This is a genomic window from Larkinella terrae (assembly GCF_009668025.1).
Lineage (GTDB): Bacteria > Bacteroidota > Bacteroidia > Cytophagales > Spirosomataceae > Larkinella > Larkinella terrae.
The window spans coordinates 167,152-184,889 of the sequence record NZ_WJXZ01000007.1 but is presented as its reverse complement, the minus strand read 5'-3'; the positions used below and the strand labels follow the sequence as shown (position 1 = coordinate 184,889).

The 17,738-nt window shown below is 50.9% G+C and carries 12 protein-coding genes; 3 read left to right on the top strand and 9 right to left on the bottom strand.

Going from position 1 to position 17,738, the window contains the following annotated elements:
- Positions 1–25: 25 nt before the first annotated feature.
- From GJJ30_RS13615 to GJJ30_RS13600, 4 genes are all read right to left on the bottom strand, one after another.
- On the bottom strand, positions 26–1,657 hold the full coding sequence (locus GJJ30_RS13615) for an ArnT family glycosyltransferase (RefSeq protein ID WP_154175712.1): 1,632 nt from the start codon (positions 1,655–1,657) through the stop codon (positions 26–28).
- Between the two features lie 111 nt (positions 1,658–1,768).
- Positions 1,769–2,122: a hypothetical protein gene (locus GJJ30_RS13610; RefSeq protein ID WP_154175711.1), complete on the bottom strand. Its 354-nt coding sequence runs from the start codon at positions 2,120–2,122 to the stop codon at positions 1,769–1,771.
- Positions 2,123–2,140: 18 nt separating this feature from the next.
- Positions 2,141–2,584, bottom strand: coding sequence for a hypothetical protein (locus GJJ30_RS13605; RefSeq protein ID WP_154175710.1), 444 nt, complete (start codon positions 2,582–2,584; stop codon positions 2,141–2,143).
- 83 nt (positions 2,585–2,667) lie between these two features.
- Complete coding sequence (locus tag GJJ30_RS13600; RefSeq protein ID WP_154175709.1) at positions 2,668–3,057, bottom strand: VOC family protein; 390 nt, start codon at positions 3,055–3,057, stop codon at positions 2,668–2,670.
- Positions 3,058–3,178: 121 nt separating this feature from the next.
- Here GJJ30_RS13600 and GJJ30_RS13595 point away from each other — a divergent pair, with 121 nt between their 5' ends.
- Positions 3,179–4,174 (top strand): carboxypeptidase-like regulatory domain-containing protein, encoded by a 996-nt coding sequence (locus GJJ30_RS13595; protein WP_154175708.1) that lies wholly within the window; start codon positions 3,179–3,181, stop codon positions 4,172–4,174.
- A gap of 78 nt (positions 4,175–4,252) precedes the next feature.
- Here GJJ30_RS13595 and msrA read toward each other — a convergent pair whose 3' ends face one another.
- From msrA to GJJ30_RS13580, 3 genes are all read right to left on the bottom strand, one after another.
- Entirely contained in the window at positions 4,253–4,915 is a 663-nt protein-coding gene (gene msrA, locus GJJ30_RS13590) for a peptide-methionine (S)-S-oxide reductase MsrA (protein WP_154175707.1), read from the bottom strand.
- A 190-nt stretch (positions 4,916–5,105) separates the two neighbouring features.
- A complete protein-coding gene (locus GJJ30_RS13585) occupies positions 5,106–6,665 on the bottom strand; it encodes a RagB/SusD family nutrient uptake outer membrane protein (RefSeq protein WP_154175706.1) in 1,560 nt (519 codons plus the stop codon).
- Positions 6,666–6,845: 180 nt separating this feature from the next.
- Positions 6,846–10,064 carry a SusC/RagA family TonB-linked outer membrane protein gene (locus tag GJJ30_RS13580; protein WP_205880562.1) on the bottom strand — a complete coding sequence of 1,073 codons (3,219 nt, stop codon included), beginning with the start codon at positions 10,062–10,064 and terminating at the stop codon, positions 6,846–6,848.
- A gap of 530 nt (positions 10,065–10,594) precedes the next feature.
- Here GJJ30_RS13580 and GJJ30_RS13575 point away from each other — a divergent pair.
- Complete coding sequence (locus GJJ30_RS13575; protein WP_154175705.1) at positions 10,595–10,909, top strand: hypothetical protein; 315 nt, start codon at positions 10,595–10,597, stop codon at positions 10,907–10,909.
- Positions 10,910–10,987: 78 nt separating this feature from the next.
- Here the strand turns inward: GJJ30_RS13575 and GJJ30_RS13570 are convergent, their stop codons facing one another.
- Both GJJ30_RS13570 and GJJ30_RS13565 read right to left on the bottom strand, forming a co-directional pair.
- A complete protein-coding gene (locus GJJ30_RS13570) occupies positions 10,988–12,478 on the bottom strand; it encodes a glycoside hydrolase family 130 protein (protein WP_154175704.1) in 1,491 nt (496 codons plus the stop codon).
- 102 nt (positions 12,479–12,580) lie between these two features.
- Positions 12,581–14,923, bottom strand: coding sequence for a glycosyltransferase family 4 protein (locus GJJ30_RS13565; protein ID WP_154175703.1), 2,343 nt, complete (start codon positions 14,921–14,923; stop codon positions 12,581–12,583).
- A gap of 467 nt (positions 14,924–15,390) precedes the next feature.
- Here GJJ30_RS13565 and GJJ30_RS13560 point away from each other — a divergent pair, with 467 nt between their 5' ends.
- Positions 15,391–17,673 carry an efflux RND transporter permease subunit gene (locus GJJ30_RS13560; RefSeq protein WP_310588243.1) on the top strand — a complete coding sequence of 761 codons (2,283 nt, stop codon included), beginning with the start codon at positions 15,391–15,393 and terminating at the stop codon, positions 17,671–17,673.
- The last annotated feature ends 65 nt before the right edge of the window (positions 17,674–17,738 follow it).

Here is a 17,738-nt window from a genome sequence, read left to right as displayed (position 1 = left end):
TTAAATCGCTGACAATCAGAACGATTTAAAATCGAATTAGTTTAGCAGGGTGCCGGTCATAGAGGAAAAAGTCCGAAAGTGTCTGGTACCGTTCGTTCCACAGGCTGACCGAGTCGGCGATATAAAGTGCATTCGGAAGCTTTTTGTCCGTCTTCCGCAGAATTTCACTCCTGATTACTTCAATGTGGAAACTGTTAACATCAGTCTGTCCGTCGGAACCGATTGTCTGTTTATACCCATACAGCGGATGTCCTAGCGATTGTTTGGCGATCCGTTCCGACGAATCTTTATACTCCTGTCGGTGGGCCAGCCGGGGCGGAATAACCAGCCAGTTGAAACCATTTCGGAACATGGCCAAAAACGCAATTAAAATAATCAGCCGGTGTTCCGGTTGCCGGATATAGTGGTAAGCGATAAAGGCCAGACCCGCAAACAGCACCCCACATTTCCACCACAAACCGGGTATTACTTTGGTTTCCGGGTGAAAAAACGGCACCCAGGAACCTATTGTCAGAACAACCAGGAAAATGCCCAGAAACCCTTCCCAGCCCCGACGTCGCCAGTCGGTGGGTTTGGTTCGTTCGTAATAAACATAAGCAAAAACCGTAAAGAGCAGGGGCAGCAGCATCAGCAAATACCGGGCATATACCTGCGGAGAAGACCAGTAAATAACGAAGTTTACCAGAAAAATGAGGGCGTTAAAAAGGATAAAAGGATGTCCGGTAATGAGCGGTTTTTCAGAAGCACTTCCGTCGGTTGCTTTCGAGCGTTGAAAGACGCCTTTTCGGAATAACAGAATGACCAGGAACATCCAGGGCGCGTAGTGATACAGCATCTCAAACGGAAACGTCAGCATGTGCAGCAACGTCTCCCTGATACCGAATTGCACCACCGTCCGCTTGGCGCTTTCATCAAACAAAACCGTCGCTATCTTCTCCGGCGGGATGTTGTTACGGTCGAAATATGCCAGGTAATAACTGCCGATGATCAGCAGAAAGAGACCAATTCCGGCAAAATGGGCCAGGCTGAACAACTTCCTAAATTGTCGGGTATAAAGAAAATAAGCAAGTAAAGTCAGTCCCTGGAAAACGATCGATGGCAAGCCTTTCATCATGAACCCCAGCGCGGTCAGCAGGTAAGTCGTCAGAAATAACGCCCAGTAGTTCTTCTTCCGGTCGAAATGATACACCAGAATAAAAGCCGCATAAGTCAGCCATGAGAAGGTGATATCAATCAGACCCAACATGGAATCGTACAATAAAATCCGGGTATTGGTCACGAGCATCAACGCGGCCGCAAAGGCAATCCGCGCGCCCAGTTGCGGCTTTACCAGCAGGTAAATTGTCAGACCATACAGCACCAGCGACACGGCCATCGGAAACCGCAGGGCGAAGGATGAGTAATTGCCAAAGAGGTGGAATGAAGCCGCAATCAGCCAGTTATAGAGGGGCGGTTTGTTAAAATATAATTCACCATTCAACGTCGGCGTGAGGTAATCGCCCGATAAGATCATCTCCAGCGCCACTAATGCCCGGCGGGGTTCGTCCGTACCGGTATCGAGCGGCAGAAAGCCGAGGTACGAAAAAAGGGCCGGAATCAACAAGCCAATACTGAGCAGTTGCCAGAAAACCGGTCGCTGAAAGATGGGACTTTGCATCCTGTAAAGGTAGGACGGATTTACAATCCATCGATACCAATCGATGGGAATAATAGCCGTCCAACAAAAAAGCCCACTGGATGTGGGCTTTAAAAAATACAAAATATGACTTTACGAATGTCCGACGGCTTCTTCGGTATCGCGGTTCCAGTCGGCCCCCGGAACCCGGTCTTCATTCCATTTCGAATCGGCCAGGGCGCCGTCTTCGTCGCGGGCCAAAGCCTCATCGGAAACATCGCCCCATTCAGAAGAATCATTTTTTACCTCATTGGATTGGGCTTCCACCGGTTCGACATCCTCCAGCTCAATATCGTTGGATTGATATGATTCGGAAGGCAGCACATCGCCCGGCAAATCGGTTTTGGCCAGTTGGCTTTGTTCCGGCGCAACACCCATGGTATTGCCCATTCGCTGAGCGGCATATGATTCCGTACTTTCTTTTCTCGAATTGCTTGAAAGGCTCATAACGTTGTTGAGTTAAAATTAATAAACTGGTTTGTGCTCCGTCGATGTGCCCGTGTGGGCCACATCCTCCTCGGTCTTTTCCTGGTCCTGGTCAGCTTTACTAACCTTATCCTGTTTCTTCGCAGCTTTCTGCGCTTCGGGTGTCGGGACATCCTCTGACGAAGCATAATCGTCGGGGCCATGGGTGGTAACATCCACGGTACTCGTATTGGTTTTGGTACCGGCAATGCTCTCCTGACCTTCTTCCGTTATATCTTCAGCGGGATTGTCATTCTCCTGATCGTTGAAACGCAGTAAACCGTTGGCGCTGTCCATGTCCGTACTGCCGATAAACCGGTCATTGCGGCCATCCTCCCCACCGGTTATCTCCCGGCTATCCATCCCGTTGGCCGAATTTTCCTGTTCCGGCCGATTTCGGTTATCTATCTTAGCAATATCCTGCTCGTTGATCTCATTTTCCATACCGTTGAGTGGTGGTTGAAAAGACCACAATGCTATAACCAGCCAGTCGGAAAAAGGTTATCATTTCAATCCATTCTTTTATTCTATTCCGGCCCGATTAAATCCCACAGATTGCCGTATAAATCCTCGAAAACCGCTACCGTTCCATAGACTTCTTTTGATGGATCACGAACAAAGACTACCTCATTCGCAACGAGTTGTTTGTAATCACGCCAGAAATCGTCGGTATGCAGGAACAGAAAAACCCGGCCGCCGGTCTGATTTCCCACCCGGCTTTTCTGCAATTCATTGGCGGCTTTCGCCAGCAACAACCGGCAGCCGGTCGAGCCCGGCGGAGCGACGACAACCCACCGCTTGGTTTCCGACAAAACCGTATCCTCAACGAGGGTGAACTGTAGTTTTTCGGTATAAAACCGGATCGCATCGTCGTAATCATCGACGACCAGCGCAAGTTGAGCAATGTTCTGTTTCATAGTACGTTTAAATCACCAATCTGCTCTCTAAATAACCGGTAAGGGCTCTGACATAAGAAGCCTTCGGCGAACTTCTACCTGACCCTAGCTTTGCGCCCTCGACAATAACCGCATCTTATTCATGAATGCCAAATTACTTTTTATCGCAGCCTTATTGTTCGTCGGCTGTTCCAAAGATCCATCCGCTATTGAAGGGGGAAAGGCCGATTGGGGAATCCAACCCGCATTACCGGTTGTGAATGGGGAAGCAACGTTCAACCTCAATGCCGCCGACGATTACGTAAGTGTCATGGGAAATTCTGTTCCCAGAATGCCTAATTTTCCGAAACTGAGCGCCAGATCGGGCGTCGTTCGCGGTTATGTGGCGGATTTAAGCGGAAACCCGCTGGAGGGAGCGTACATCGGTGTTCGGTCCACTGCAACGGGCGGTTCGTATTCCGGGGCTTCCGACGAAACCGATGTCAACGGCTACTACGAAATTACCGTTCCCTGGGGTGCCGCAGAATTTTATGCCGCCGGTTATACCATTGATTACGGCGAAGGGAGAGCCGTCGTGAGTTTGGGCGCTGCCGACGGCAAACTGGGCAGTTTTGCCTCCGCCGAAGGCCTGGTAAAAAACTTCGTTTTATTATCGTATGGGGTCTTTAATAAAGACCTCGTTAGCCAGAAACCGCGAGACCCGACCAATTACGCGGGTGGCTGTTTCTACATCACCTACAACGTAGCCGACGCATCCAGCGTTTATAATCCGGAAACCTACATCCCGGAGAATGCCGAAATCCAGGTAACTCTCACGCCGGATGAGCCCGGTTTATTCGGCGAAAACAAGAAATTCGTGATTAACAAAAAAGCGAGCCTTCAGAACTATAATTTCATTGTTATGAATGTTCCGATCGGTCGGTATACGCTTACTGCAAAGTTGAATGGAAAACCGCTGCGTATGGAAGCCGTTGGCCGATACGCCAATCTGTACCCCTATTTTGGGTTGAAGCCCGGAACAGCAACCGGTTCGGCCAAGCTCCTTTTTACGCCCGATACCCAATCCGGCAATTCACTGACACTGCCCAACAGAGGTAACTGGGGTTCGCTCCAGATCAAAGTGGAACGGGCCGAATAGACTGACTGTTCAATCGTTTAACCAAAACCCCAACGGAGACATGCACTTAAGACCCGGCTCCGTTGGGCTCAGCAATATTCAGGAATTGTATTTTCCTTCTTTCTTCAATTTCCCCGCCATTGCTTTTCGCAATTTTTCCACTTTGGGCAGAGAAACGTTCTGAATGTAAGGTTGATTGGGGTGCAGTTTGCAATAATTCTGGTGGTAGGTTTCGGCGGGGTAAAACACCGAAAACGGCACCACTTCCGTCACCACTTTATTCGGGTAATGTTTCGACTCATTCACCCGCTGAATGGCGTCTTCAATGGCTTTTTTCTCCGCTGGATTTCGATAGAACGCAATGGAGCGGTAATCGCGCCCAACATCTGGACCCTGGCGATTAAGCGTCGTAGGATCGTGACCAGCAAAAAAAGCATCGAGTAACTCGCTGTAACTGATTACGCTCGGGTCATAATATACCTGCACGGATTCAGCGTGGCCGGTTTCGTCCGTGCCAACCTGTTCGTAGGTCGGATTTCTCAGATTTCCGCCCGAATAGCCCGAAATAACTTCCCGAACGCCCTTCAATTGGTCAAATCCTTCTTCCTGCGCCCAGAAGCAACCTCCCGCGAAGGTCGCAACGGCTTCACCCGGTTTTGGTGTTGGAAGCTTGGCAAAGCTGGGCGATGCTCCAAGCAACTGTGCCTGTGCAATGCCCGCGTATAGACAACCAACCAGTAAAAAAAACAATGGAGTTTTCATGTTATACAGCCATTTTGCGGGTTCAACGCCATGAAGCGGCCCGTCTTTGATCAACGCAAAGCCTGGCTAGTTTGTTGCTTCGCCCGGTGTTCAGAACGTTATTCTAAAAACCGCCGACTGGCTTTTCCAAAACAAAACACCCCGGCTGGCCTTGCCAGTCGGGGTGTTTTGTTTCCTATTCTGAAACTGATTAGTTCGGATAACCGGGATTCTGCGGTTTCAGGTTGGGGTTGTTGAGCATCTCCTGCTTGCCCAGCGGCAGCAACAGGTGTTTCTCCTGCAACGGCTGATTCGAGCTCAGGTTGACGTGGCCCACAAAGTTGTCGAAACCGTTCGTCTTCTCGTTATATACCTTCCGCAACCGAACCATGTCGAACCAGGTCAGCTGCTCGTAGCACAGTTCGTGCCACCGTTCCCGCCACACCGCTTCCCGGAACGTCGCCTGGGTGTAGGTGCCCAGGGCTGGAGTCGTCAGACCCGCCCGATCCCGGATTTTCTTGAACGCATCGTAAGCCGCCTGCGTCGGAGCACCCAATTCATTTTGTGCTTCGGCATAGATCAACAGCGTTTCGGCGTACCGGATTTGCGGCACGTTCAGGTTGTTCTGACGTGTTCCGGCAACTCCTGACGTACCATTCGACGTCCGGTTGAAGTGCTTGAAGATGTAGTTCGCACCCAGGGCGAACGGTGCCCCGTTTCCGTTGGTGTAGTAGGTCGAGTAGAAATAACCGTCCTGATCTTTCGCCCGAATGTCACCCGGCTCATACGATGCGTAGAATGATGGCGTCGGCACCGTACTTCCCGTTCCTGATGGTCCGTTGTAGGTCACCGGTTTGAAGTTCGGGTACATGTTGTCCATCGGGTTACCCGCTACCAGCGTGTTGTATTGCAGCATGAACAAATGCTCCATACGGTTTTCGGTGCTTTCCCGGTGTACATCGTTATAGTTGGTAAACAGACCGATCGCCGTTGGGTTGGCATTGGCGTAGGTGATGACTTCCAGGGCTTTGTCAGCCGCCAGTTTGTAGTGCGTAGCGCCTTTGCTCAGTGGGAAACCAGCCATCGTCAAATACACTTTCGACAACAGGGTTTTCACGGCGGCCAGGTTTACCCGACCCGTCAAATCCGTCCAGGCCAGACCGGCGGCTTCAGCGGCTACCAGGTCATCGACGATTTGCTTGTAAACGGCATCCTGGGGCGTGCGCGCGGGCATGAAGTCTTCCGAAGTCGCCGTTTGCGGTTTGGTAATCAGGGGCACATCCCCCCACAGACGAACCGCCGTGAAGTAGGCATTGGCCCGCAAAAACCGGGCTTCGCCCAGAATTTTAGTTTTCTGAGCGGCATCCATCGGCGTAATGCCCGGCACGCGATCGAGAACCTGATTGGCCTGCGCGATCACTTTGAAGAGCCCGTTCCAGTAATTGACCACGTGCACCGTGTTGCCGTCGTGGACCAACCCGTAGAGGTTGTTCAAATCCGAGTTCTGAGCGGTTTCAGTGGTGGAGGTACCGGTGAGCGCTTCCAGCAGTTGCCAGTTGGAAGAGAAAATTCCGGCGCCATCGCCCATGAAGCGCATATCGGCGTAGACCGAAGCAATGGCCGCTTCCGCGTGGTCGGGGATGGTGTAAAAATTGTCGGGGGTCAGGTTGGAGGGTGCTTGCTCATTGAGGAAGTCCTTGCAACCGACGGGTCCCAGCAGAATAGCTCCCAGCAGGGCTACTTTGCTCACTTTACTCACAATATGTTTCATTTTAAGAAAGTCTTTTTTAGGTACTTAGTAAATGGGGTAACTGTGCAAATTTGATTTTCAGTATACGGTTTTCAGTATACGCCAGACCATCACCACCGTTGTGGCTTTACGTCGAGCCTTGCACTCCTCAGTAATCCGCAGGGGTCGCCCGTGCGATACTGAAAACCGATTACTAAAATCTTACAAACCGATTTGGAGACCGAACATGTACGTAGTCGGTTTGGGGTAGTTGTGCCAGATCATCCCTTGTGAGAACGCGCTGTTACCATCACCCTGGTTGGTCGGCGTTACTTCCGGATCACCTACGATTGGATCATCAACCAGCAGGAAGAAGTTCTGCACCGACACGTACGCCCGCAGACGGTTCAGTTTCAGCTTGCTCGTCACCAGGCTCGGGAAGGTGTAACCCAGCAACAGGTTTTTACCCCGCAGGAACGATCCGTCCTTGATCCAGTGGCTGTCCACGTTCGTTACGTAACCCGCCCGCGTGTCCCGAATCTCAGCGATCATCGTGTTCTGATTCGTCGGCGTCCAGGCATTCAACACCGAGGTGTAGCTGTTGGCCAGCGCCTGACGGTCTTCGCTCGGGTGCAGGTTCATCAACATCACATCGTTGCCGTACGAGAACTGCGTCTCAAACGTCAAATCGAAGTTCTTGTAGCGGAAGCTGTTGGTGAAAGCACCCCAGCCTTTCGGGCTACCGTTTCCGATAATGCTCCGGTCGGCGTCCGTGATGGCTTTGTCTCCGTTCACGTCCAGGTACTTGATGTCACCCGGCAGAATCGTCAACCCGTTCCGGTAGCTGGTGAACTTGGCGGCTTCTTCGCGTTCCGCTTCGCTCCAGACACCCACCCGGGTCAGACCCCAGAAAGCACCTACTGGCTCGCCAATGCGAATGACGTTGGTTGGGTTGGTGAAGTTCGGACCACCCACGTTGAAAATATCCGAAGGCGTCGCTAACGTCAACACTTTGTTGCGGTTGAACGAGATGTTGAAAGTCGTGTTCCACTGAAAACCGCCCGCGTCGATGTTCACCGTGTTCAAACCAATTTCGAAACCTTTGTTCTGCATTGAACCCACGTTCCGACGGATGGTGGCGTAACCACTCGTGCGTGGTACGGGTGCATCCAACAGCATGTCCGTCGTCAAACGATAGTAGTAGTCCATTTCCAGGTTGATGCGGCCTTTCAGCAAGCCCAACTCAACGCCAACATCCGTTTGGGCGGTTTTTTCCCAGCGCAAATCCGGGTTAGCCAGACGGCTGATCCCCGTTCCCGATACTTTCGTATCGCCGTACACCGTTGCGTAATTCGAGCTCAGCAGCGACAGCGAGGTGTAAGCCGGGATTTCCGAGTTACCCGTCAGACCGAAGCTGGTCCGTACTTTCAGATTGGAGATCAGTGAGTTGCCTTTCAGGAACTCCTCTTCCGATGCCCGCCAGGCCAGAGCCGCTGAGGGGAAGAAAGCGAACTTGTGGTTTTCTCCAAATTTTGACGAACCATCCGCCCGACCCGTTACCGTCAACAGGTATTTGTCCATCAGGCTGTAGTTGATTCGACCGAAGTACGAGTTAAACGCAAACCGCGAGGCACCCGAGCTCACGCTGGGGTTGGTGGCACCGGCACCTAAGTTGTTGAAACCGAAGTAGTCCGTCGCAAAACCGCTCACGCTGGCTCCAATGTTGAACACATTGGTTTCCTGCCAGGAAATCCCCAACAGGGCGTTGATGCTGTGCTTCTCGTTGATCTGCTTGTTGTAGGTCAAATAGTTTTCCAACGACCAGAACGATTCTTTCCGGTTATTGGTCGATGCGTTACCGTTCCCTCCAATGTTCAGCGTCCGGGTTACAGAGTTGTTGAACTCTTGCGTTTGAATGTTTGCTCCCAGAATCGTCCGCATTTCCAGTCCTTTAGCAAAGGTGATGTTCGAGTACAGGCTACCCAACGTGGTTTGCGTATTGAGGATGTATTTGGTATCCATCAAACGGTGCACCGAGCTCATCGTTCCTTCCGCATATGGGAAATCCCGGTTATTGGCGTAGGTCCCATCTTCGTATTTCACGGGCAGGAAAGGGAAGTCTTCCACAATCTGGCGAGCGACCGCATCGCCCTGATCCACAATGTTTTCCGACTGGTTGTTGTAGCTCAGCGTACCTCCGATTTTCAACCACTTCTTCACCTGATCATCGATCGTAAACCGGCCTGAATACCGTTTCATGTACGACGTCTTGATCAAGCCCTGGTCATCCCGATATCCCAACGATACAGAATACTGGGTACGATCGTTACCCCCGCTGAAACCCAGCTGGTGGTTTTGCGACAGCTTGTTCTGGGTGGCTTCTTCCAGCCAGTTCGTATCGTATTTCGGACTGCCATCGGAGTTCCACACCCGTGGATCAATCCGGCGGAGTTTGGGGTTCAGATACGCCCATTTGCCAGCCGCCCAGCCGACGGGGTCATACTTGGCCATGTTGGCCCACGCCAGGTCTTCCGTCGCCATGTATTGAGCCGTGTTCAATACGTGCGGGCGGTTGGGCCCGATGGTGTTCACGCTGAAATCCACGTTATACGTCACCTGACCTTCACCCGATTTTCCTTTCCGGGTTGTTACCAGAATAACCCCGTTGGCACCCCGCGCCCCATAAATGGCGGTTGAGGAGGCATCCTTCAAGACTTCCACCGACACGATGTCGTTGGGGTTGATGTAGTCAATGGCCGAGCTGAACTGGGCTCCGTTGCCCTGGGGAAGCATCACGCCATCCACTACGTACAGGGGGTTGTTGGACGAGTTGATGGAGCTGAAACCGCGCACGCGGATGGTGGTCCGACCACCCGGGCGACCCGAGTTGGTGTTGACCTGCACACCCGGCATCCGGCCCGACAGCGCCTGCTGCAGCGACGGAGCGGGGCGTTCTTTCAGTTCGGCTTCTTTCACCGTTCCGACCGCACCAGTCAAGTCACTTTTCTTGGCCGTACCGTAACCGATGACGACGATTTCTTCCAGCACTTTATTGTCGGCCTTCAGGCTAACGTCAATCGAATTTCTTGAACCAACACTAATTTCCTGAGACAGGTATCCCACGAATGAAAAAACCAGGGTAGCACCTGATTCCGGTACGTCAATTTTATACTGGCCATTGGCATCCGATACAGTACCGCGTTGGGTACCTTTCAATACGATACTAACCCCTGGCAAAGCCGAGTTCGACTCATCGGTCACTTTCCCGGTCAGGGTACGATCCACCGTGACGGTGGCTAAGGCAGATTTTGAAGAGGTTCCCGAATTGGGGTCCTTCGCAGCGAAGGTAGTACTCATGCAGACAGAAGCCAGCAGGATTTGAGGGACAGACAATCTCATCATCCTGACAAGCCGGGCTTGCGGTAGTAAGAGTTTTACCATAGATTTTCTGGGCCGTTTTAACGGCAGTTTAATTTAGAGTGGTAGATTTAGTTGGAGGGGAAACATCATTATTTTCTGTAAAACTAATAAAATGTTAGGTTGAAATCTCTAAATAGTGGCCACAATTAGTAAAAAATATTAATAATGTTTTTTTTATTTGAACTTATCAATCAATTTCCTTTATTACCGCACGAGGGCTTTAATCTTGTTTTAATGCGATTTTAACGCCTTTTTGCCACATTTCTGTAATAACTAACTGTTTATCAAAACATTACTAAATTAAATTTCTATTACTTGACTCAGAGCTTCGATCAATTTATAGTCATTTATTGTTAAAATAGAGTTGTATGTGCACATCATTTAATGAAAATTATTCAAAAAAAAATTTTCATTTTTTTCTTCTCAATCGCATTATAGCGGGTTCTGTTGAGCCGAAATCCTCAAAAGAGTAAGTGTATATTTTACTCTTATACCCACTATTCGACCAGGAACGGAAGGGTCAATTACGAAAACCCTGCCGCGAAAACCCAGTGAAATTGTTAGTCAAAGTACCATTTAAGCTCATCTTGAACGCTTTGCATCCTGGGATTTTCCCGCATACGCTTGTACCTATTAATTATATAGGCGAAAAGATGTTTGTCGCAGGTTTTTGGCGTTTGATTCAGGAAGAGAAAATGCCGTTTACGGCTCAAACGGGTTCGTTCAATTTCAAGCCGGGTTGCGTTAGGCAGATAAGAGGCAAGGAATTACTTTTAACACCTGGCGGTGTCCAAAACGATGCTGGTTCGGGCATAAAAAACCGTCACAACCAAAACCTTAAAAGAATTGATTATGACGGTTTTTGAATGTGGTTTTAAGGCCGTACGAAACGTAAATGGCCATTAGCGCAACACGATTGGCTGAAAAACCGTGTGCGTTTCCGTTCAAAGACTCTGCTCTTCGGCATCGACGGTAACTTCTTTCTGGTTACCCGTCAGTTCGTCCAAGAGTTCCTGTACATTGATGGTGGCAAAGCTGCTGGCGTAGTCCGACATGGCATAGGGAATAATCAGTTCATTCCCATTGATAAGCCCCCCACAACTGTACACCACATTCGGGACGTATCCTTCCCGCTCATTTTCGTCGGGACTCAGCAACGGCTCTTTCGAGCGGCCGATTACTTTTCCGGGATCTTCCAGATCGAGTAAAAACGCGCCAATCGCGTATTTCCGCATCGGGCCAACGCCGTGGCTCAACACCAGCCAACCGGCTTCCGTTTCAATCGGCGAACCGCAATTGCCGAGTTGTACAAACTCCCAATGATAGGTCGGTTTCAGCAGAATTTCCTTCGTTTGCCAGAAATACAGATCATCCGAATACATAATATAAATGTTTTCGCCATCCTGGCGCGAAAGCATCACGTACCGCCCGTTGATTTTTCGGGGAAACAACGCCATTCCTTTATTCTGTACTTCGGCACCATTTAACGTGCTAATACTGAAGTGGGTAAAATCCTTGGTCTGAAGCAGTTGCGGAAAAGTCACCTGACCATTGTAGGCCGTATACGTCGCGTAATACGTGACTTCGCCGTCGTCCTCGACAAACCGCACGAACCGGGCGTCTTCTATCCCGTTGGTCTCGTTGGGTGATGTTGGAAAAATACAGCGTTCATCCAAGCTCTGATCTTCCTCAAAATCAAGCTCATAATTAGAGCGCGCGAGCGTCCGTAAACTACTCGCAATGGCCTCGTATTCAGCGTGGTGACGGTATTGATTGAGGACACGCTTCAGCCGGTCTTCCATTTCTTCCAGCGCAAATTCCTCGCCCAAACCGCTCATCATCATTTCCGAAATGGGGTTCGACAACCGAAGTTCGTAGAGTTTCCGCTCAAACTGGGTTCGGTTAAACCTGTGGTTGGGTACAATTTCCGGGGAAGTAACATACCGCGACGGCTTGCGCAGGATAATCTTGCTGTCCTGATCGATGTAGCCCATCCGGAACGTAATCGACGAAATATGGCCTTCCCCCGTCGACCGCATGCTCAGAATAAACCGTTTAAATCCCGGCGGCACATTGGTCTGGTCCGGGTGCCAGACCATCGACGGATTGAATAGGGCCGCCGATTCCAGCGAATATTCCATGGTAAAATAGGCGCCCAGAAGGAGTTTTCGCTCCAGTGTCAGTGGCTCGTCGGTGAGTAACTGCGATTTGATGTGATTGAAGCGTTTCAGGAAAAACCGCTCCAGCTTATAATGTCGACTTCCAAATTCGCGAATAACTTCTCCCAACTTCCGCTCCGCTTCTTCCTCGGTCATGGCATTGACCCGGGCAATTATTTTAAGCGTGCGTGTCGAGCTACTGCTTTCAAAAGGACGAAAAAGAACGCGGGTGGGGTCGGGTCGTAGTACAATTCCGGTACGAGTTGCCTTAATCATAGTTACTTCAAGTTAATAACGAAGAATTAAGCTAACGTAATGAGGGAACGAATGGCGCTAAAAGAGTCCAATTCATTCCCTCATTACGTTAGCTTTCAACGTTTAGACTAACAATGTTAGTGCCGCATTTGTAACTTCAGCGTCAGAAATTTGTTTTTGTGTCAAATGAAGTTCGGTTAAAGCCATCAGATAAGCCAGCGTTGATTCTGCGCCCTGATTCTGGTTAACCCGATCGACGTGTAAACCGTCGCGGCAGCCACCGGTATTGGGATCATAAACCGATAATCCAAGGTCGTTGTGGCCGGTAAACCACTTGAATATTTTCGTGGCCCGCTTTAGCCAGACGGCTTCCCTCGTCACCCGATAGGCCGCCAGACAGGCCGACACAGAACTTTGAACTTCAAGAGGTTGCTGATCGAAATACGCCCTTTCACCACCTTTGACGTAAAAACCGTTGGTACCGATCGGCTGAAAATAACCGGTGGTGGAAATACCGTTGCCGGTCATCTGTAACCCGATCAGCCAGTTTAAGGTCTGAATGCCCAGGTCGCTCAGTTTGCCGTCGTTTAAGGTCTCCCCGGCGCAGATGAGCGCGTGCGATAACTTGGCATTATCGTAGGTTAGATACCCTTCGAACCACGGCCAGTCTTTGGATTTGGCGTCGTTGTACCGAATGAGCATTTTATCGACCAGTTGTTGCAAGATCGTTTTGACCAGTCGGTCGTTGCCAAACCGCTTCAGGTATTCGCAGGCACCCAGAATCCCGAAGGCCCAGGAACGGGGCGAAGGCAGATCAACCAAGGTAGGCAGGGCCTGGTGCAACATTGGCATGGCCCAGGTAATCAGATTCTTATCCGCAGAGCGGCCCACGCAGGTACCCAGCGCCCAGATGGCCCGGCCCGTACTGTCGTCGGAGCCGACATCCTCGAGCCACCGGCGGTCATAACTCATGAAATTGCGGAATTGCCCGCGTCCCTGAATAAAGGCGTAATTCAGAAAAGCCGCAAAATCGTCAGCCGTTTTCGCCAGTTTCCGATCGCTTTGCCCGGCTTCTTCAACCATCACGGTCAGGATCAGCGCCCGGGCGTTGTCGTCGGTGCAATACCCTTCATCGTAATGCGGCAAATGGTAGCGGGCGTGCTGAATAATACCGGTCGAATCCGTCAGACGATACAGGTGATCCAGCCGAATCGGTGGTAACTTATAGGTTCCATTGCCATTTCCGTTCATCAGCGCCAGCGGACTGCCGGGCAATGCAATCGGCTGTTGCCGGGCCCGGACAAACGAATCGACGTAGCGCTCCATGGCTCGCTCCCAAATCATCCCCCGACCCAGCATATAAGCTTTTTTGCGCATACCGTGTCGAAGCGGTTCGTCGCTCATCAGGTTAAGAATGGCGTCGGCAACGGCATCCGAATCGTTGAACGGCACCAGAACGCCCCGTCCATCGGCCAGCAATTCTTCAGCGTGCCAATACGGCGTCGAAACAACGGCTTTTCCGCAGCCGAACGCATACGACAGCGTTCCCGATGTGATCTGGGCCGCATTCAGGTATGGAGTAATGTAAATATCAGCCGCACCCAGAAATTCCATCAGGTTGTCAAGCTCGACAAACTGATTGAAAAAGAGCACGTTATTTTTGACGCCGGAGTCGGCAGCCAGTTTTTTCAGGCTGTCGCGGTACACCTCGCCCTGGTCGCGAACCAGATTCGGGTGCGTGGCTCCCAGCACAATATAAACCGTATTGGGAAATTTTTCGACGATGCGCGGCAGCGCTTTAATGACGTTTTCAATGCCTTTATTGGGCGACAGCAAACCGAAAGTCAGCAGTACCTGTTTGCCTTCGATGCCAAACCGGTCCTTGTGAAAATGCGGATCGACAAACGGCATATCGGGAATTCCGTGGGCAATGACGTCGATTTTATCTTCCGGAACATCGTAAATATCTTTCAGGAATTGCCGACCTTTTTCAGTCATCACCACCACCCGCGCCGACAGATCGGCGATGGTTTTCAGGACCATCAACTGATCCTGATCGGGATTGCGCAAAACCGTGTGGAACGTTGTAACCACCGGCATCGTCAGGTTCCGAAGCAGGGTCAGAATATAATTGCCCGCTGTTCCACCGTAAATACCGTATTCGTGCTGCAGACAGACCACTTCGGTATTCATCGAATTCAGGAACTCGGCAGCTTTTTTGTACGAATTCAGGTCGTGCTGGTAAAATTCGTATCGAACTTCATCCGGATAGTCGTAGCCTTCGGGCACATCATTAACCGACACCACCATCGCCGAAGATTCCGGATAAAAAGTGGTAAATGATTTGTATAAATCAGAAGTGAACGTGGCGATTCCGCATTTGCGCGGCAGATAATCACCGATAAAGGCTACACTGGTTGGCGTGTGTACGTTCGGGGTTAGGCCTTGTAGTGAGGAATAATTCATAATTTTTTGAAGATATAATGGTATAGAATCCAGTCCAACGCGCTTCCGATTTCAATAAATAAAGAATGAACGACCGTAAATCTGTGTATCCTTAAAGGTAAACCACCAATCCCCCCAGTTGTTTAGAATCAATTTGAATTTAATTAGGCTATGACCGGTTTTCGGCTCTCCGCCTATCTTAATGAGCTGGCAAACGGCGACCGGTTTTTGATTGATCAGAAGTAAAATATCGGACAAAAGCCAGTCGATCCGATTGATTCTCAGTTAATTTCTAAAATAGTACTTAATCAAGCTCCACTCAGGAAGCCGGGGAAGTGTTTGGCGGTTCATTTTCAAAAACTATCCTGATTTAGTACCTTGCAGTCCTAATCTTCAGTTCTGTCTTGATGTTCTGGCACCGCGTTTCGGATTATATTTTAAAAAATCGCATTTTCCTGCTTATTTTCATTTTTGTAGGAACGGTCTTTATGGCCTATCAGACCACCCGCATTCAGCTTTCCTACGAAATTGCCCGGATTCTCCCCTCCAACGACCCCGACTTTGAGCTCTACGAATCGTTTAAAAAACGGTTTGGGGAAGATGGAAGCGTTATGGTGATCGGCATTGAAACCGCTGACCTGTATCGATTACCGGTTTTCAACGGCTGGTACGCACTGAATCAGGAAATCAAGAAATCGACGGGCGTACAAACTGTTCTTTCAGCGGCCAGTTTGTTCCGTATTGTCCGGAACGACAGCATCAAACAGTTTCAGGTTTTGCCTCTGGCCCCGCGCGCACCTACCACGCAGGCCGAGGTCGACAGCATTCAGTCAATGGTGGCTTCGCTGCCGTTTTACAAGGGTTTCGTGTCCGACAGCGCCGGTCGCTCGCACCTGATGGCGGTTACGTTCGACCAGAAAAAACTGAATACCAAGGAGCGTATTGGCATTGTCCTGGATATTGAGAAAAAAGTCCGGGCGTTCGGAGCCCAATTCAACATTCCGGTTCACATGTCCGGCATGCCCTACATCCGCACGAAATTTACGGGCAAGGTCAGCAACGAAATGGTTTTGTTCATGGCGCTGGCGTTTGGCGTTACGGCGGTGATCCTGCTGTTTTTCTTCCGATCCGTCGTAGCGGTTTTGGCCGCCATCAGCATTGTCGGTGTTGGAGTGGTCTGGTCGCTGGGCTTTCTGGTGTTGTTCGGCTACAAAATTACGCTGCTGACCGGTTTGCTTCCGCCCCTGATTATCGTCATCGGGATTCCGAACACCATCTTTCTGATTAACAAATACTTCGAAGAGTTTAGTCACCACGGCGACAAAATCCGGGCGTTGAACATTGCGACGGAGCGCATCGGCGAAATGACTTTTTTCGCTAATGTTACCACCGCTATTGGTTTTTTCGTCTTTTACTTCGCCAGCAGCCCGATGCTCGCTCAGTTTGGTCTGGTGGCTTCGCTGGGAGTAGTGGTTACGTATGCGCTCTGTCTGGTGTTGATTCCCATCGTGTTTGGGTACCTGCCCGAGCCGTCGTCGAAGCAGCGGGGCCACATGGATAGCCGCTGGGTCGTGTCCTTTCTGAACTGGGTGAATCAAACCGTTCACCACCGGCGCCGGGCCGTTTACGCCATCATCGGTATTCTGGTGGTTGTCAGCGTGGTTGGCGCCATGCAGATCAAAGCCGTCGGTTACGTCGTGGACGACTTACCGAAAAACGATCCGATTTATACCGACCTGAAGTTTTTCGAGAAAAGCTTTCGCGGGGTTCTGCCCTTCGAAGTTTCCATCGATTCCCGCCAGCCGGGACGCGTTCTGACGCCCCAGACCCTGACCAAGATGCGGCTTTTGCAGCGCGAGTTCGAAAAATACCCCGAATTTACGCGGCCGCTCTCGGTGGTAGAAGCCGCCAAATTTCTGTACCAGGGCTATCGCGGGGGCGATCCGAAATACTACGTCCTACCCGGTGCGCTCGAAATGGCCAAGTTAGCCAGCTATGCGCCCCAGATGAAAGGCCAGTCCAACGTTTTCAAGGGCTTTCTGGACAGCACCCGGCGCTACACCCGCGTCAGTTTTCAGATGGCCGACGTCGGAACCGTTCGCATCCGGCAACTGCTGACCACACTGCAACCCAAAGTCGATTCCATTTTCAATATCGACCGTGAAACCGGCAAACGGGTTTCCAACGGCGATATGTATGACGTCCGGATTACGGGAAGCAGCACGATTTTCACGAAAGGCAATGAATACCTGGTCGACAACCTGAAGGAAAGTGTCTATCTGGCGGTGATTCTGATCACGGCTTTGCTGGCGCTGCTGCTCCGCGACGTCCGGACGATCATCATCTGTTCGCTGCCCCGGATTGTTCCGCTGATCATCACGGCGGGCATCATGGGCTACGCCGGTATTCGGTTAAAACCGTCCACCATCCTGATTTTCAGCGTGGCCTTCGGAATTGCCTCCGACGGAACCATTTATTTCGTGGCCCGGTATCGCGAAGAACTCCGGCGCGGGCTGAGTATTTCCAAAGCCATTACCAACACCATTCACCAGGCGGGTATCAGCATGATTTACACGGCTTTTATCCTGTTTGCCGGTTTTGCCATTTTCGCCTTCTCGACCTTCCAGGGAACCGTTGCCCTGGGCGTTCTGGTGTCGATTACGCTGCTGATGGGGATGGCCGCCAACCTGATTCTACTCCCGGCTTTCCTGCTCTCCCTCGACAAACGCAAAAGCCGCAAGGAGCTTTTGGATCAGGAGCGGGCAGCGTGAGGGCGGTTTTCGCCGGGCCGACGTTTAGGTAGGCTACCGAAACCTCGGCCCGGCGACAACTGTAA

Coding starts and splice junctions, on each gene's coding strand:
- GJJ30_RS13615 (WP_154175712.1), bottom strand. CDS start 1,657: ATGCAAAGTCCCATCTTTCAGCGACCGGTTTTCTGGCAACTGCTCAGT.
- GJJ30_RS13610 (WP_154175711.1), bottom strand. CDS start 2,122: ATGAGCCTTTCAAGCAATTCGAGAAAAGAAAGTACGGAATCATATGCC.
- GJJ30_RS13605 (WP_154175710.1), bottom strand. CDS start 2,584: ATGGAAAATGAGATCAACGAGCAGGATATTGCTAAGATAGATAACCGA.
- GJJ30_RS13600 (WP_154175709.1), bottom strand. CDS start 3,057: ATGAAACAGAACATTGCTCAACTTGCGCTGGTCGTCGATGATTACGAC.
- GJJ30_RS13595 (WP_154175708.1), top strand. CDS start 3,179: ATGAATGCCAAATTACTTTTTATCGCAGCCTTATTGTTCGTCGGCTGT.
- msrA (WP_154175707.1), bottom strand. CDS start 4,915: ATGAAAACTCCATTGTTTTTTTTACTGGTTGGTTGTCTATACGCGGGC.
- GJJ30_RS13585 (WP_154175706.1), bottom strand. CDS start 6,665: ATGAAACATATTGTGAGTAAAGTGAGCAAAGTAGCCCTGCTGGGAGCT.
- GJJ30_RS13580 (WP_205880562.1), bottom strand. CDS start 10,064: ATGGTAAAACTCTTACTACCGCAAGCCCGGCTTGTCAGGATGATGAGA.
- GJJ30_RS13570 (WP_154175704.1), bottom strand. CDS start 12,478: ATGATTAAGGCAACTCGTACCGGAATTGTACTACGACCCGACCCCACC.
- GJJ30_RS13565 (WP_154175703.1), bottom strand. CDS start 14,923: ATGAATTATTCCTCACTACAAGGCCTAACCCCGAACGTACACACGCCA.
- GJJ30_RS13560 (WP_310588243.1), top strand. CDS start 15,391: ATGGCCTATCAGACCACCCGCATTCAGCTTTCCTACGAAATTGCCCGG.